The sequence below is a fragment of the Methanosarcina sp. genome (genome assembly GCF_049706645.1).
Taxonomy (GTDB): Archaea; Halobacteriota; Methanosarcinia; order Methanosarcinales; family Methanosarcinaceae; genus Methanosarcina.
Genome location: NZ_JBNAKP010000003.1, coordinates 38,873 through 53,686, shown reverse-complemented (window position 1 = coordinate 53,686; position 14,814 = coordinate 38,873). Strand labels below are relative to the sequence as shown.

At 41.3% G+C, this 14,814-nt stretch carries 23 protein-coding genes; 15 read left to right on the top strand and 8 right to left on the bottom strand.

What is annotated here, in order from left to right; all coding sequences use genetic code 11:
- Positions 1-67: 67 nt before the first annotated feature.
- From alaXM to ACPK8D_RS00845, 3 genes are all read left to right on the top strand, one after another.
- Positions 68-799, top strand: a complete 732-nt coding sequence (gene alaXM / locus ACPK8D_RS00855) for an alanyl-tRNA editing protein AlaXM (protein WP_424715952.1) — start codon at positions 68-70, stop codon at positions 797-799.
- Positions 800-1,150: 351 nt separating this feature from the next.
- Positions 1,151-2,149 (top strand): TIGR03557 family F420-dependent LLM class oxidoreductase, encoded by a 999-nt coding sequence (locus ACPK8D_RS00850; protein WP_424715951.1) that lies wholly within the window; start codon positions 1,151-1,153, stop codon positions 2,147-2,149.
- Positions 2,150-2,492: 343 nt separating this feature from the next.
- On the top strand, positions 2,493-2,882 hold the full coding sequence (locus ACPK8D_RS00845; protein ID WP_424715950.1) for a VOC family protein: 390 nt from the start codon (positions 2,493-2,495) through the stop codon (positions 2,880-2,882).
- Positions 2,883-3,342: 460 nt separating this feature from the next.
- Here the strand turns inward: ACPK8D_RS00845 and ACPK8D_RS00840 are convergent, their stop codons facing one another.
- Positions 3,343-3,714, bottom strand: coding sequence for a VOC family protein (locus ACPK8D_RS00840; protein ID WP_424715949.1), 372 nt, complete (start codon positions 3,712-3,714; stop codon positions 3,343-3,345).
- 369 nt (positions 3,715-4,083) lie between these two features.
- Here ACPK8D_RS00840 and ACPK8D_RS00835 point away from each other — a divergent pair, with 369 nt between their 5' ends.
- Complete coding sequence (locus ACPK8D_RS00835) at positions 4,084-4,761, top strand: diacylglycerol/polyprenol kinase family protein (RefSeq protein ID WP_424715948.1); 678 nt, start codon at positions 4,084-4,086, stop codon at positions 4,759-4,761.
- A gap of 447 nt (positions 4,762-5,208) precedes the next feature.
- Here the strand turns inward: ACPK8D_RS00835 and ACPK8D_RS00830 are convergent, their stop codons facing one another.
- Entirely contained in the window at positions 5,209-6,240 is a 1,032-nt protein-coding gene (locus tag ACPK8D_RS00830) for a calcium/sodium antiporter (RefSeq protein WP_424715947.1), read from the bottom strand.
- A 647-nt stretch (positions 6,241-6,887) separates the two neighbouring features.
- Between ACPK8D_RS00830 and ACPK8D_RS00825 the strand changes: the two genes are divergently transcribed.
- From ACPK8D_RS00825 to ACPK8D_RS00795, 7 genes are all read left to right on the top strand, one after another.
- Entirely contained in the window at positions 6,888-7,139 is a 252-nt protein-coding gene (locus ACPK8D_RS00825; RefSeq protein ID WP_424715996.1) for a DUF2795 domain-containing protein, read from the top strand.
- Between the two features lie 320 nt (positions 7,140-7,459).
- A complete protein-coding gene (locus ACPK8D_RS00820) occupies positions 7,460-7,648 on the top strand; it encodes a DUF2795 domain-containing protein (RefSeq protein ID WP_424715946.1) in 189 nt (62 codons plus the stop codon).
- An 18-nt stretch (positions 7,649-7,666) separates the two neighbouring features.
- Positions 7,667-7,855: a DUF2795 domain-containing protein gene (locus ACPK8D_RS00815; protein WP_424715945.1), complete on the top strand. Its 189-nt coding sequence runs from the start codon at positions 7,667-7,669 to the stop codon at positions 7,853-7,855.
- Positions 7,856-7,891: 36 nt separating this feature from the next.
- Complete coding sequence (locus ACPK8D_RS00810; protein WP_424715944.1) at positions 7,892-8,080, top strand: DUF2795 domain-containing protein; 189 nt, start codon at positions 7,892-7,894, stop codon at positions 8,078-8,080.
- A gap of 35 nt (positions 8,081-8,115) precedes the next feature.
- Positions 8,116-8,304, top strand: coding sequence for a DUF2795 domain-containing protein (locus tag ACPK8D_RS00805; protein WP_424715943.1), 189 nt, complete (start codon positions 8,116-8,118; stop codon positions 8,302-8,304).
- 18 nt (positions 8,305-8,322) lie between these two features.
- On the top strand, positions 8,323-8,820 hold the full coding sequence (locus ACPK8D_RS00800; RefSeq protein ID WP_424715942.1) for a DUF2795 domain-containing protein: 498 nt from the start codon (positions 8,323-8,325) through the stop codon (positions 8,818-8,820).
- A 691-nt stretch (positions 8,821-9,511) separates the two neighbouring features.
- Complete coding sequence (locus ACPK8D_RS00795; RefSeq protein ID WP_424715941.1) at positions 9,512-9,703, top strand: CxxC-x17-CxxC domain-containing protein; 192 nt, start codon at positions 9,512-9,514, stop codon at positions 9,701-9,703.
- 365 nt (positions 9,704-10,068) lie between these two features.
- On the opposite strand, the gene ACPK8D_RS00790 is transcribed toward ACPK8D_RS00795, so the two are convergent.
- The 4 genes from ACPK8D_RS00790 to ACPK8D_RS00775 all read right to left on the bottom strand — a co-directional run bounded on the left by ACPK8D_RS00790 (position 10,069) and on the right by ACPK8D_RS00775 (position 11,676).
- Entirely contained in the window at positions 10,069-10,422 is a 354-nt protein-coding gene (locus tag ACPK8D_RS00790) for a hypothetical protein (protein WP_424715940.1), read from the bottom strand.
- Between the two features lie 45 nt (positions 10,423-10,467).
- Positions 10,468-11,028, bottom strand: coding sequence for a TIR domain-containing protein (locus tag ACPK8D_RS00785; RefSeq protein ID WP_424715939.1), 561 nt, complete (start codon positions 11,026-11,028; stop codon positions 10,468-10,470).
- Positions 11,029-11,051: 23 nt separating this feature from the next.
- The gene (locus ACPK8D_RS00780) at positions 11,052-11,192 is read right to left on the bottom strand and encodes a hypothetical protein (protein ID WP_424715938.1); all 141 of its coding nucleotides are present in this window, start codon (positions 11,190-11,192) and stop codon (positions 11,052-11,054) included.
- 274 nt (positions 11,193-11,466) lie between these two features.
- A complete protein-coding gene (locus ACPK8D_RS00775) occupies positions 11,467-11,676 on the bottom strand; it encodes a TOBE domain-containing protein (protein ID WP_424715937.1) in 210 nt (69 codons plus the stop codon).
- A gap of 274 nt (positions 11,677-11,950) precedes the next feature.
- On the opposite strand from ACPK8D_RS00775, the gene ACPK8D_RS00770 reads away from it, so the two are divergent.
- Positions 11,951-12,484, top strand: coding sequence for an META domain-containing protein (locus ACPK8D_RS00770; protein ID WP_424715936.1), 534 nt, complete (start codon positions 11,951-11,953; stop codon positions 12,482-12,484).
- 251 nt (positions 12,485-12,735) lie between these two features.
- Positions 12,736-12,996 carry a hypothetical protein gene (locus tag ACPK8D_RS00765; protein WP_424715935.1) on the top strand — a complete coding sequence of 87 codons (261 nt, stop codon included), beginning with the start codon at positions 12,736-12,738 and terminating at the stop codon, positions 12,994-12,996.
- Positions 12,997-13,011: 15 nt separating this feature from the next.
- On the opposite strand, the gene ACPK8D_RS00760 is transcribed toward ACPK8D_RS00765, so the two are convergent.
- Positions 13,012-13,194, bottom strand: a complete 183-nt coding sequence (locus ACPK8D_RS00760; protein ID WP_424715934.1) for a hypothetical protein — start codon at positions 13,192-13,194, stop codon at positions 13,012-13,014.
- A gap of 126 nt (positions 13,195-13,320) precedes the next feature.
- Here ACPK8D_RS00760 and ACPK8D_RS00755 point away from each other — a divergent pair, with 126 nt between their 5' ends.
- Entirely contained in the window at positions 13,321-13,461 is a 141-nt protein-coding gene (locus tag ACPK8D_RS00755; protein ID WP_424715933.1) for a hypothetical protein, read from the top strand.
- Positions 13,462-13,572: 111 nt separating this feature from the next.
- On the opposite strand, the gene ACPK8D_RS00750 is transcribed toward ACPK8D_RS00755, so the two are convergent.
- Entirely contained in the window at positions 13,573-13,791 is a 219-nt protein-coding gene (locus ACPK8D_RS00750) for a hypothetical protein (protein WP_424715932.1), read from the bottom strand.
- Between the two features lie 110 nt (positions 13,792-13,901).
- On the opposite strand from ACPK8D_RS00750, the gene ACPK8D_RS00745 reads away from it, so the two are divergent.
- The gene (locus tag ACPK8D_RS00745; protein WP_424715931.1) at positions 13,902-14,684 is read left to right on the top strand and encodes a sulfide-dependent adenosine diphosphate thiazole synthase; all 783 of its coding nucleotides are present in this window, start codon (positions 13,902-13,904) and stop codon (positions 14,682-14,684) included.
- Positions 14,685-14,814 lie beyond the last annotated feature (130 nt).

The following is a 14,814-nucleotide window of genomic DNA, read 5'->3' as shown; positions in this document are numbered from 1 at the left end:
ATTTGATCACGCAGGCTTGAGCGAAAATTTATTTCCATTTACTAAGTTTAAGAAAAGAGGTCTGGCAATGACAGAGGCGCTTTATTTCCTTGATTGTTACCTGAAAGAGTTCGAAGCAACTGTCGAAAAGGCGACTGATGATAGATTTGTAGTTCTTGACCGTACCGCCTTTTATCCTGAAAGTGGAGGTCAGCCAGGTGATACCGGAAAGTTAGTCCGCGAATCCGACGGGGCTGAGTTTAATGTCCTTTATGCAGGCAAGTTCGATGGAGAAATCAGTCATGAGCTCGCTGGTGAAAATGTTTCAAACGGGTTAAAAGCAGGGGACAAAGTGAAAGGATTCATAGACTGGGATCGCCGTTACAGGCACATGCGCATGCATACGGCAACTCATGTAATCGCAAACGTAATTGAAAAAGAGGCAGGAGCCCAGATAACCGGAAACCAGCTTGGCCTTGACCAGAGCAGGGTGGATTTCAGCCTTGAGGCCTTTGACAGAGATAAGTTTGCTGAGTACGAGAAAATTGCCAACGACCTTATAGCCCGGAAAAATCCTGTTAATTTCTACCTTGTAAGCCGCAAAGAAGCCGAAGAAAAGCTCTCACGGTTAACTACCCTGGCAAAAGGCTTTTCCGATGAAATAAAAGAAGTGCGTATGGTCGAAATCGAAGGAGTGACAATCGAAGCCTGCGGGGGAACTCATGTTAAAAACACTGAAGAAATAAAAGGCATAAAGATCACAAAACTGCAGAACAAAGGAAAAAGCAATAGAAGAATGTATTTTACACTCTTAGATTAAGCTCCGGATCGAACCTGCATTTTCTCCTTCTTTTTTACTTTTCTCCCTTTCTTTTTTCTATTTCTTCTTTCACTTTTTTGCCTTCTCCTTTTCTCGACTTTCTCTTCTTCTTTTCTTACCTCCTCCCTTTCCTTTTCTCGACTTCCTCTTCTCTTTTCTTGCCTTCCTCTTTTCCTTTTCTCACTTTATTTTTTCTTTACTCTTTCTTTTTCTTCCAGGCTCAGGTCTACAAGGATATAGGATTTTATCAGCAGGATACATTAAGCTGAAGTGAGGATTTTTGAGTCTGAATATGATTATCTAATATAATTTATAATTCTTGAATTATAGACAAATCAATGGGGGGTTAGATTGCTTAAACTAGGATATAAAATTGCGCCTGAACAGTTTCCTCCGTCGGAGATGCTGCAACAGGTCATAACTGCTGAAAAGACAGGCTTTGAAAGTATTGATGCCAGTGACCATTTCCACCCCTGGAGTGAAAGCGGGCAGGCCTGTTTTATCTGGAGCTGGCTTGGTGCGGCAGCTGTGAGTACTCAAAGCATAGAACTGGGAACAGGCCTGACCTGCCCTATTCTGCGCTATAACCCTGCTGTTATTGCTCAGGCTGCTGCAACCGTATCATCGCTTGCCGGGGGACGGACCTATCTTGCGGTTGGAACAGGGGAAGCTTTAAACGAGTATCCCGTAACCCTCGAATGGCCAGAATATGATGAGCGTCAGATACGAATGATAGAGGCAATCGGACTTATCCGTGAACTCTGGACAGGGCAGAAGGTCAGCTTTGATGGGTGTTACTACCGGACAAAGAGCGCCAAACTATATACGCTGCCTAAAAACAATATTCCGATCTATATTTCCTCTCTAGTGCCCGAAAGTGCCTATGTTGCAGGTTACTATGGGGACGGCCTTTTAACCGTAGGAGGAGAGTCGGATACGCAGAAATATGAGCAGATTCTTTCCGAGTTTGAAAAGGGGGCCAGGGATTCAGGTAAAAGTCCGGAAAACCTGCCAAAAGCAGTTGAGCTTTTTGTCGACTATGGGGCAGATCCTGAAGCATCCCTCGAAAACTTTATGAAGTATTGGGCTGGAGCGCTTATACCTGCCCTTTTCGTGAATAAAATCTACACTCCGGAGATGTCTGCTCAGAATGGTAAAGTCGTGGGCCCTGATACGATACGAAAGAATGCCTGCTTTTCGGAAAATCCCGAAGACCACATTAAATTCGTAAAGAAATATATTGATCTGGGTTTCACACACATTTATCTCCATTCGGCAGCCTCAGACCAGATAGCTTTCCTCGAAACCTACGGGAAAAATATTTTACCGGCATTAAAAGAGATGGGATGAACTCCTATTTCTCTTTTTGATTTCTATATAGACACCTTTTATATAGATGCCGCTTTTGAAGCTTCTGCTCAAAAAGACTTTACAACCTGAAGGCAGAATGCCCCTGACTTAAGTCATGGGAAGAATGCCGTCAATTTTATAACTTTTAACCTTTTTAAGTTCTGGAATTATTTATGGTCTACTCTCATGCAGTTCTATAATGATTTGAGGCAGAAGATGCCATGTTTACCCCGATAAGACAAGAAGGTTACTCTGAAAAAAACCTTCTCAAAAATGGCATGTTTGGACCTTATTAAAGACCTGCAATGTTTATGTTATTTGAGGTGTGTTTATGATCGAAGATATGACGCATGTAATGTTATTCGTAAAAGACTATAATGAGGCACTTGACTTTTATACGAATAAACTTGGCTTTATAAAAGTTACAGATGTTAGCCCGGTATCAGGATGGCGCTTTTTGTCCGTCGCCCCAAAAGGTCAGGGTACGGAAATAATTCTCCATGTGCCCAATGCCGAAATGCAAGGCGAGGCTGAGGCAAAGCGGGAAACAGAACTCATAGGTAAAACCCCGGCCTTGATGTTTAAAGTCGATGATTGCAGGAAGACGTGCGATGAGCTAAGATCGAAGGGCGTAACGATTGTACAGGAGCCGGGAAAGGCACTTTATGGTATCCAGGCGCTCATCTTAGACCTTTATGGGAACCCACTGTGGCTCATAGAGCATCCAAGGTAAAAAATATACAATATATTTAGTTGTTTTTATTTTCATACTCGTGTGTGGTATAGGATAATCCACCGGTTGTTGCACTTGAGTTGTTTCCGCAAGCTTGCGCAGGCTGCCGCGAAGGACTTAATGCAGCTTTATTATAGCTGTAGACCTTGGGTTTTGAGTTTGATGCTGATCTAAATGGAGCTTTGAGTTTGATGCTTATCTAAATGGAGCTAAGAATCATCGAACACAGAACTTGAGGTTGTAGGTATATCTCAGGTATCAGGTATCATTCAACTATCCATGCGGATAATATGATCTGAAAAATCAGGGATATCTATGCTTGTAACTTTACTGGTTGGAAGTTGAATATAAAAATAGACATCGTTTTTATTTCAAAAATATTCTATATCTTTGAAAACAGATATTTGTGCTAATTTAAACATATCTATTGCTAATCTTAAGACATCTTTGTTAATCTAAATTATTTAGCTCCTTCATTATCTTCCCAGATCCCAAATGGATTATTTTCAGTGTCCATGCAGATTGCAAGATATCCCATACCGGGCACAGCGGTTTTTGTCATGAGCACCTTACCTCCGAGTTTTTCAATTTTCTCCAGGTACTCGTCCACTGAGTTAACACCTATATAATTCATCATTCTCTGATCTGCAGCTTCCCTTTTTCCAAGGCCTCCCCCTGGCCCGGGATTCCCTTCAAGGTCTTCAGTTTCAACCAGGTAGTATTCCATGGTTTCTATGGGCTTTTCAAACTTCCAGCCAAATAGTCTGGAATAAAAACTCTGTGCCCGCTCAAGATCATCCGCCGGGATGTCAAAGTGAACTATCGTTGGCATTTCTATACCCCATCATTACTGGTTGTTGAAGAATATAGTTCTTGGGTGCACAAATACCTTTAAAGGTTGTCCCACTTTTAAAGATTATCCCGGCTTCCGGAAGAGATACTTCTTAGTGTAGAGTCTCAATATCTTCTCCCTGGTGAATTTAAGTTGACATCCGGACTTTCTCTCTAAATCGAATCCTTGGTTTCCTGTTCCTATAATCCGGTAAATTTATTCTGTATATATTTTATATATTTCAAAAAATGATTCTTTTGTAATCAGAAATTCAGGAAAAAGACTTACGTTTCAGGCCTTTATTTTCAGATCTTTTCCGGTAGCCTGTTGGGACTAAACACCTGTGTAAGGTCACTAAAAAGTGATTTTATGGCAAATGAATACACCCAGAACTTAAAGTGCGATTACCTCGATAAAAAAGCCACTCTTAAAGGTGAGGTTGAGCGCCAGTTAATACACCTGTTCACCGGTATAACTTTAATTCTTTTAGTCCGGGCAGCCGGAGATATGGCTCTTACTCTCCTGCTGTTTTTGCTTGCTTTCTATGTGACAATCTCAATAGCTATTATTCTGGACAAGCTCCCGCTTCCATTGTCTACATTCCTGTGCAGATGGGGAAGGCCTTCGAAGCAGACTATACCGTTTAAAGGAACTATCCTGCTCCTTTGCGGAATAACCTTCTCTTATATATTATTTCCTGAGGAAATCGTGTATGCTTCGATTGCAATAGTTGCGTTCGGAGACTCGGTAGCAACCGCCGCAGGCGTACTGGCAGGCAGGCATAAGCTGCCATACTCGGGGGAAAAAACCGTAGAAGGGACTGTCTCAGGTATAATCGCAGCCTTTTTAGCGGCTTTATTTTTTGTGACCCCTCTTCAGGCTTTTATCGGGGCTGCAGGCGGAATGCTGCTGGAAAGCGTCATAGGTTTGCAGACAATCCGGGAATTTAATTCTCAAATGATATTCAAGTTCTTCTTTAATGACAATTTTTTGATTCCTTTATTTTCAGGTTTACTTATGTTTATTATCGGTTTATCTAACACCTGAGGATTTTCCCGAAGCATGCTGTAGATTTAAATTATATGAAAATTATATTTTATTTATCTATAAACGGGGGTATAAAAATAGTGGTCGGGATTCTAAGATTAATTATCGGATTGATTATCCTGCTGATCCTGATACAGTTATTGCTGAGTTTACTTTAACTGGCAGGAAAATAGCAGTGGCTGCACGGATTTTAAATTGCTTTCTCACAGGGTACTTCGAGCCCGGAGATATTAGCCTGAAATAGCTTCGGGAAAACTGGCAAGGCACTGGCAGAGCTTAAGTATCGGGAAAACTGGCAAGACACTAGCAGAGCTTAAGTATCGAAAAAACTAGCAATACTCAAGTACCTGATCAGAGTAAGCAGCAAAAAATTTGAAGTTTTCTGTAAAACAGGCAGAGATTTTAACTCTGGCCTGTTTTCCGGGAATTTTTCGGTTTTCGACTTCTTTACCCTATCCTGAACAGCACTATAAGAAAAGCTGCGTAAAAGGCTATTAAAGCCGCTCCTTCCCACCTTTTTATTTCCCAGCCTGTACTGATAAACACAAGGAGTATAACGCTTATTAAAATCATAGCCGGAGTCGTAAAGGATAGACTTATTTGCTCGACAGCTACAGGATAGATCAACCCTGAAAGTCCGAGAATCAAAAATATATTTGCGATGTTCGAGCCTATAATATTGCCAAGGGCTATACTTCCGAAACCCTGCTTTGCTGCAGATAGTGTCACCACAAGCTCCGGAAGGGAAGTGCCGACTGCTACGAGCGTGGTACCTATTATGGTTTCAGGAACTCCAAACAGTTCTGCAAAGAAGATTGATTTGTCCACAAAATACCTTGCCCCGATTACAATTGCTGCGCAGCTTACTATCAGGATCAGAATATCTTTTGCGAAACCTTCCCTGGGCGGGCAGTTTTCATCTCCGGCGTTTCCATTTCTTATGCAATTGAACTTTTGCCTTGCGCTGCTTATGTATTCAAACTTAAAGAAGTATATTACGAATTCTTTGAAATGCAGCTTTCCTTCGTATTTTTCGGCTTCCTCAAACAGGAAAAATACATAGGCTATGAAGATCAGTATGAAAAAGACTGACTCCAGTATTGAAAGTTCTCCATTCAGGACAAATACAAAGAAGAGCACAGCTGCAAGAAGCATGATATAACCATCTCTCCTGAGCATCTCTATTTCGGTTTTCATTGGAGAGATAACTGCAGCCAGCCCGACAATGAACCCTATGTTTACAATATTTGACCCAACCACGTTCCCGATTACGATACCGCTTGCCTGCTGGAGAGAAGCAGCTATTGACGAAGCAAGTTCCGGGATTGATGTTCCGACCGCTACAAGTGTCAGACCTATTACAAATTCGGAAACACCAAGCTTCTCTGCAATCGTTGAAGCTGATTTTACAAAGTAATCTGAACCCTTGACCAGAAGAACGAGGCCAAGTATAAGGATTAGAAGATTTTCTGCGATCATAAAATTACATCTGGTCTATTTTTTCCTCAGTTTACTGTTAGTGATCTGGACTCTTATCTAGAGAAACTCGTATTAAAGGCTTTCAGTTAAAAGAAGGAAACAATATCTTTTATATGCCAGGCAGCTGAAAACTTTTCAATAGCAGGCGAATACTTTACCTGATACTTTATAAGGAGCAAATACACCTCAATAACTGGTCAGCACTGAAAATTGACATGCCTACCCTCAGACAGGTTCAGCGCTAGTTTTATATTATAGAACTACAAGCCGAAATACATATTAATTTATTTCAATTTGTTAACTATAAGCTTCGGTAGCTTTCAAGAAAGTTTTTCTAGATATGTGACGAATTGATTTCCTGATGAAGTATATTTTCGGCATCTGTTGCCGCTACAATGGGGCTTTTTTCTTCAATTTACCTGATTTAAACCAAGCTATCTCTGAGGGCACACCTTTCAATAGATGCTAACCAAAAACCCTGGTTTGCAGGTACGTTCTGTCTTTAATTCTAAAAAAAACCGAGAAGCTGCTCGGCCTAAATAATCATCTTCTACTAAACGTTTGAGTTGAATTCTTTTTTATATTATACTTTACATAATACTCAATGGAGGGTGGGCAACTAACTGGGAAGGGCAATAGCTACCTGAATCCGGGGAGGTGAACTTATAAAAAGGAGTCCAGGCGAGGTTGAGGAATTTATAACCGGCAGGGGAATAGGTTATCCTGCAAGCAGAGACGACCTTGTTAAGTTTGCCGAGGGTAAGCAGGCAAGCAGTGATTTTCTGGACCTTCTGAGGGGGATACCTGAAATAGAGTATAACACCCCTGATGACGTTACCAGGGAAATTGAACATCTGGAAAGGGAACGCATCAAACCGCCAAAACCAAAAGAGTACTGATTTACTGAGCAGGGGCTTTTAGATTAAATCCAGTACAGGACCGGATGGTATCGAAAGAATGATTTTCCCCTGCAAAAAGTGAACTATCGAATATAATGCAATCGATAGTGCTGAATACATCTGAGAGTACAGTACCAGAGGTTTGGTAGTAGAGGGGTTCAGACAACAGAGAAGACAGAGAAGACTTTCTGTCCAGAGAATCTGTCCAGAGAAAACTTTCTTCCATAAAATATGTTGATTGTAAGAAAGTATATCGATACTGACTATACCAGTATGAAACCAAGAAAATAAATAAAATACACAAAATGTGGAGGAAATTTATGCAAACCAGTCCTATTGAAGTCCAGAAGGCTTTAAAAAATATAGATTACCCTGTAAATAAGAAGCAGCTTATCGAGCACGCTAAAAAACACGACGCCAGCCGTGAGGTAATTGAGGTTCTCGAAGACCTTCCAGACAAGGAATACGCCAATGCTGCAGATGTCAGCAAGGAATTCGGAGGAAAATAAACATTGGGGGGATATTTAATGCAGGTCAGTCCAGTTGAAGTCCAGAAAGCTTTAAAAGATATTGATTATCCTGTACACAAGAAGGAGCTTATTAAGCACGCTAAGAAGCATGATGCTAGCGATAAGGTAATTGAGGTTCTTGAGGAACTTCCGGACAAGGAATACTCCAACGCTGCTGATGTCAGCAAGGAATTTCAGGGAAAATAAGCTAAAGAATATAAATTATAATATGGGGGAAAATTTATGGAAACAAGTCCAATTGAAGTCCAGAAAGCTTTAAAAGATATGGATTATCCTGCAAAGAAAGAAGATCTTCTTAAACACGCCAAAAAGCATGAAGCCAGTCAAAAAGTGATGAAAGTGCTTGAGGAGCTTCCAGACAAGGAATACGCCAATGCTGCAGATGTCAGCAAGGAATTCAAAGGAATGTAAAAACTGAAGGAAAATTACCAGCCTGGGGTATACTTGTGAAGACAAGTCCAGCTGCTGTTCAGGAGGTCTTGAAAGATACAGAATATCCTGCAGAGAAAAGAGATCTTGTTGAACATGCAAGGCAGCATAATGCAAGTGAGGATGTACTGGATGACATTAAAAGTCTTCCGGATAAAGTGTACACCAGTTTTGCTAAAGTTAACAAAGAATTCGAACAAATGTAATAATATGGGGGGTAATTTATGGAATCAAGTCCTATTGAAGTTCAAAAAGCTCTAAAAGATATTGACTATCCTGTAAATAAGGAAAAGCTTCTCCAGCACGCCAAAAAACATCAAGCCAGTGAAGATGTGATGAGGGATCTCGAGGAGCTTCCAGATAAAGAATACGAGAACGCTGCAGATGTCAGCAAGGAATTTAAAGGAGACACAGGAAGAGGAGGCCGGGAAGGAGGAGAAGGAATAAGTCACAGAGGCGCTGGAAGTCCTCCTATTGAAACCCAGAAAGCTTTAAAGGGCATGGATTATCCAGCAGGGAAACAGGAAATTATTGAGAAAGCTAGAGACAACAAGGCCCCTCAAGAAGTAATGCAGATTCTTGAGGATATCCCGGACAGGGAATACGAGAACGCTGCAGATGTCAGCAAAGAGTTCAGAGGGGAGACAGGACATATCGAAGAGAAAGGAGGGGAGAAAGGAGGTAGGGGAAAGAAAGAAGGCAGAGGAAGAAAAGGGGACTAATAAAAATAAACTGCAAGTAAAAGAATAAACATCAAATGGGGAACATTATAGAAAATAGTAGATCCTTCATGATCTCTTAAGATACCTGAGTTCTCTCACATGATAGGATACAGGATATTGATCGAATCTAAAGAAAGAGATCGTGGGAAGGAATTTACTAACTCTTTTAGATAATTTATTAAAGGAAGAACTAAATTCGAGGGAAGAAGCTGTTCCCCATTTGAAATAAAAATAGGGAGGTTAACAAACTCCTTTCTTTTTCGGGAACCCGATACCTGACCGGAGTTCCATACTATTTCTATGACGGCTTCGATGCTGAATTTCTAGCGAAAATAAAAAATTATTATAATGCAGTAGAATGTTACAAATTTTTGTCGGAACTTCTTAATATTACTTCTGGAAACCCGATTATTATCTGGGATTTAATGCGACAAATGTTATAGTAATATGAGGAAAATCGCATAGCTGGTAGGAATGAATTGCGGAGCGCTCGGGCCAAAAGGCAAGAAATTGTTAAAGCTTAATCCAGCTTAATGCAGTAAAAATAAATACCATCATACCAGATATTAATAATTCAATTAGTTCATCGAGACCCCCAGACAATAACACGTTCATAAATGAGGTTCTTTTTGGATTATTTGATAATTTCTTAGTATGAACTTTAATGAGAAAACAAATAGGGGAAATCATAATGGAAAGAAGAGGTTCCCAGAGGGATCGGGGTTCCAGCAGAGAACGCGACTATAGTAGAGGACCACAGACGATGCACAAGGCAAAGTGTTCAGATTGTGGCGAAGAAACAGAGGTGCCTTTCAAACCGGACCCTGACAGGCCGGTCTATTGCAGGGAGTGTTACGCGAAGCGCAAACCTAAAAGGTATTGATATATTCGGCATTGAGCCTTATGGTTTTCATTGATAATCTTTAACTGACCTGTTGAGGTTGCTATTTTTACCTCAACTTTTCTCCTGCTACTTTTCGATCTGTTAAGTCCTGCTACTTTTCGATCTGTTAAGGTTGCTGTTTTTACCTCCACTCTTCTCCTGCACTTTTTGTTTTCTTTTCTCTGTTGTCTTCTTTTCTTTCTATTACCTTTCTATTACCCTTCTGTTACCTTTCTATTACCTTTCTATTATCTTTTCTATTATCTTTCTTATATCGCGCTGAAAATGTGGTAGAAATCCAGCATAGTATGAAAATGATTTAAAAATGAAGCAGCTTTAAATTTAAAATTTAGATTTAAAAAGTGTTATTCCTGTTCCTGTGTTTCGAGTTGTCTTTCTAGCTGTGTTATATCCAGCAGTACCCGAAAGAGGGAGTCCCTTCCTGTATCCCTTAAATCGATTTCTACCGGTTGAGCCAGTGTATCTTTTACGGCCCTCCATTCCTCTCTGAAGACGTCAACGATTTCCCATGGGCCTGCAGAACTATCCTTAACCCTATCTCGGGCAAGTTGCAGAAGCAGGTGTTTCTTCTCCGTCGGGGTGAGATTTTCGATTCCTTTGACCTCTAATTCACTTACAGCCGCTTCACCCATTTTGGATCGAGCTACCATTGGCTCTCCTGGCTCATCTTTTATTTCGTTTGTGACTTTTCTTCCCATCAATTCAACCTCTTCTCCATTTTCAATCCGATTGCTAATCCATGATCAGAGCACAGGCCTGAAAGTTCTTGGGTCCAGATGAAGGTTTTTCTGGCAATAACTGCACTTTGTCTCAAGGTGTGTCCCTGCGAGAAGCGCTCTTTCTACCTCTTCCTGGGGTGAGATGTACTGCGTCATTTCCTCCCCGCAATAGGGGCACTTTATCTTCAGCCAATCAAGCCTGGTTAGTTCTCTCAGGTTCTGTATCAATTTCCCAAGAGCATCTTCATAAGCCTCAGGAGAAAACACAATGGGCTGGAGGTGATGTATCAGGATAGGCAGTTCAACTCCTCTCTCTACCAGAGGAATTACAAGCTGGTCGGCTCCGACCGCAAGGCCGATCTCCTGATTCACTTCCGGCGACCCTGCACCTTCCTGTGTGAGAATCGGGATAAAGCAGTCGGACTGGCGAATACCAAAACGTATCCTTTCGCCCAGGGAAAGAATTCGAGCCTTCCTGTAGAGGGATGAAAAGCTTTCCAGTTCCACGGCCCAGAGTGCCCTGGCAAGTTCCTGGGCAAGGGGCTCATCCTGCTCGGAGTGAGCTATATAAATTTTCGAGATCATAGCTGCCGTACGTCAACCTGGAGTTATTTAATTTTCTTTGGTTTCTTATCGTGCTCAATTTCCGGCTCCGGATGAGGTATCGGCTCAGGTGGAAGAACAGGTTCGGGCTCAGGATCAGGTATCGGTTCAGGCTGGAAAGATGGTTCTTTGTCTTCTTTTGGCAAAATGACTCCTCCTTTGCTCAATTATGCAATTTTTAAGGTGATTCTCAGGATGACCTGGCTTTTAAGGATGATCTGACTTTTTAGATCTTATCTGGCTTTTTAAATTTGCTTTTCTAAGAATTCCCACTGTTAAACTTGTTCTGTAAGGGTAAAGTTCTCAAGAATCCGTCTGAAATAGTAATAATCTATTGATTTGAGATAGTAATAACCTGCTTTCCTGGTTACAAGAGCCCTGATGAGGGTTTGCGATTGTGCAGTACTGCAACTCGAACGGTCAGTCAGAAGCTAACATCACGCTTGTGGCTTTAATTACTGCGTATACCTCACGCCCTTCTTTCAGATCCAGGTTTTCTACCGAGTTTTTTGTAATAATGGAAGTAATTTCCATACCACCCGGAAGCTCAACTACTACTTCGGAGTTAACTGATCCGTGTACTATTCTTTTTACCCTGCCTTTCAGCACATTGCGTGCACTTATTTTCACTCTTATCCTCCTAATCCAGGTTCTTATTCTGTTATCAATAAGGTTAGCCTTGTCGATTAAAGAAACATAGGAATCTGGCTTTCTGAACCCAAATCAGGTATTATAAATTTCGATTTATATTTCACTTATTAATTCCGATGACTGCAAATCAAATTGAAGTCTAAATAAAGGATATATCAAAAAATGCATTGGATTAAGGAATATACAAAAATTCATTGGATTAAGGGATATATCAGTATTCATTGGATTACAGAGTTAATCTGGGAGGAATGTAATGAAATTGAGAATAAAAATAAAAAATAAGCCATTAGACCTGATTTCTTTATTCTTTACTGTTATAATCATAATCATGATGTCGTTTTCGCAAGGCTGTGCCGAGCAGGGAGATACTTCTCCTGAGCCTGCTGCGACCCCGGCAAATTCCGGCGTAATTTCGGCTGATAACCTAACAAATGTTGAATGGCAGTGGACAGGTTTTCAGCAGTCCGACGAACCTGAAAATAAAACTGTAGTGCCGGATCCTGAGAATTACACGCTTGCTTTCTTCCCTGACGGCAGATATTATATCAAAGCTGATTGCAACGGCGGCAGCGGGAACTACATTCTTGAGGAAAATAACCTTACGCTTGATCCGCCTGTAATGACGCTTATTGCATGCGGGCCCGGGTCTATGGACAGCGAATACCTGTCACTTTTAACCAGTGTAAAATCAGCAGGTTTTGAGAACGAACAGCTTATTCTCTATTCCGAAAACACAGGTCAGAGGATGTTCTTTACCAATGGGGGGCTGGTTGAGCAGAAAATTTGATCTAAAACTAACTCTGGCATTTTGGCGCTCAAGTCTTTATATAATCCTTTTTTTAACGTTACATGATTATCCTGGTTTCTTTTATTTTGATTTCTCTTTTCTGGCTTTCCTGTATACGAAGAATCATGAGCTCATTTTATGCTATTAAAAACGCTGGCGAATTAATTCTTCAGGATTAATTTTAACGCAAATTAATAAAATTATTTATATAAAAACAAAAGATTATACGATATTAAGGGCTATTTAACATAATGTCTCTGGCCGATGATGTAAAGTTATCGATAGTCGCTGCAGTCTGCACACTAGTACTTATAACCATACCAGAGAATATAATCCATGTTCAACTCGACTCTGCATCGAAATATGCTCCTTTACTGGTTTTTGTATTCTATCTGTTCCTGAAGGACGAAGAAAAAAATAGTATTTTGCCCTGGTATCTTTTAATAATTTACGCAACTGCTGGAGTTTTGATCCTTAAAACGGTTAATTCTTTTACTAACGGCACTATATAATACTGATAAAGAAATCTATACAGATTCCATCCACTCTCTTCCACCGACAAGAATTTCCCTTATCCTTCTTTCGAAAACAGGATCATTGATTATATAGAATCCTTTTTCGGCACCCGAATTGCGCCTCGCCCGAATTGCGCCTCGCCCGAATTGCGGCTCGGGAGTACGCTGCCCTTTTCGCTCACTTCGTTCGCTCAAGAGGGCTTATTTATAATAAAGATACTGAAGTGAGCTCAAGAGGGCTTATTTATAATAAAGATACTGAAGTGAGCTCAAGAGGGCTAATTATAATAAAGATACTGAAGCGAGCTTAAGAGGGCTGATTTGCAAATCAGAGTGCAGTTTGCCGTGCGTGTCTGCTGCGGCCAGACAATGAAGTTAGTTAGAAATACTGCGGGCATATGCGACCCGGAAGAAAATCAAAGGTACAGCTTCTTCTTGATGGCTGCGGCTGTAGAGTTTTGAGTAAATTACTGTAATATTTACACCATTTACACCCGAAATTATAATCACAAAAATGAAACTCCAGCAAACATTAAAACTCGGGAGCGTATCCCTGCTAAACTTTAGTTTACCTCAAAAGTTTACCTCAAAATTTCTGGCCTTACTTTCTGATTTTCCGGACTTTCTCACCGCAAGGATATAATGTCGGTGTATGTAAAATTCTACAGAAATGAAATCCAGCTCTGGATAACTTAAGAATTTTATAGTTTCATCAGTGAATTTATTTCTCAGCCGTTTTTTCCTATCTCCTCCATCGATTCCAACAACTTTAAAAGCAATGCCCATAATCAAAATGTGAATTTTAATGTCGAAAGATCAGGGTTTACAATTCCCTGTACTTATTCCTGAAAGAGCCGGGCTGATTTCGGACTTTTAACCTTAAAAGTTTATGAGAGATTAAAATGGAACTTGACGAAGTTATAATCACACGGGCAATTTTTGATGAGTATTCTAAAACCTTCCTTGATTATACGGATATTGATGTGGCACTCGTAGGAGGAGGGCCTGCAAACCTGGTGGCCGCAAAGTATCTTGCGGAGGCAGGGGCAAAGGTTGCTATTTACGAACAGAAGCTGTCGCTCGGGGGTGGCATGTGGGCCGGAGGCATGATGTTCCCGCGCATAGTTGTGCAGGAAGAGGCCTGCCGCATCCTTGACGACTTCGGGATCAGGTATAGAGAGTATCAGGCCGGGTACTATGTGGCGAATTCCGTAGAGTCCGTCGGGAAGCTGATTGCAGGTGCAACTTCAGCCGGGGCTGAGGTTTTCAATCTTGTTAGCTTTGAAGATGTTATGATTCGGGAAAATGACAGGGTTACAGGAATCGTCATCAACTGGGGGCCTGTCACGGCACAGCGCCTGCACGTGGACCCTCTCATGATCCGCACGAAACTCGTAATTGACGGGACAGGGCATGATGCGGTTGTATGCAATACGATTCTCAGGAAAATTCCCAATGCAAAGATCGGAGAACTCGGGCTGCTCGGGGAAAAACCCATGTGGTCAGAGGTTGGCGAGCGCCTGGCCGTCGATGCAACCCAGGAGATCTATCCGGGCCTGATTGTTGCGGGTATGGCTGCAAATGCCGCAACATGTGCTCCAAGAATGGGGCCTGTCTTCGGAGGCATGCTCCTCTCGGGAGAAAAGGCTGCAAAACTTGCCCTTGAAAAGCTTAAAGAACTCTGATACTGATTCAGGGAGAATTTTTTAGCCGGATTTTTGCATCCCGAGGGCCGGAAAAGAGAAGCCTTACCTTCCCTGAGGAGGGTCTCCTGCCTTTTCCGGCAAAAACTTTATATAAAAAAACTCCTTCTAT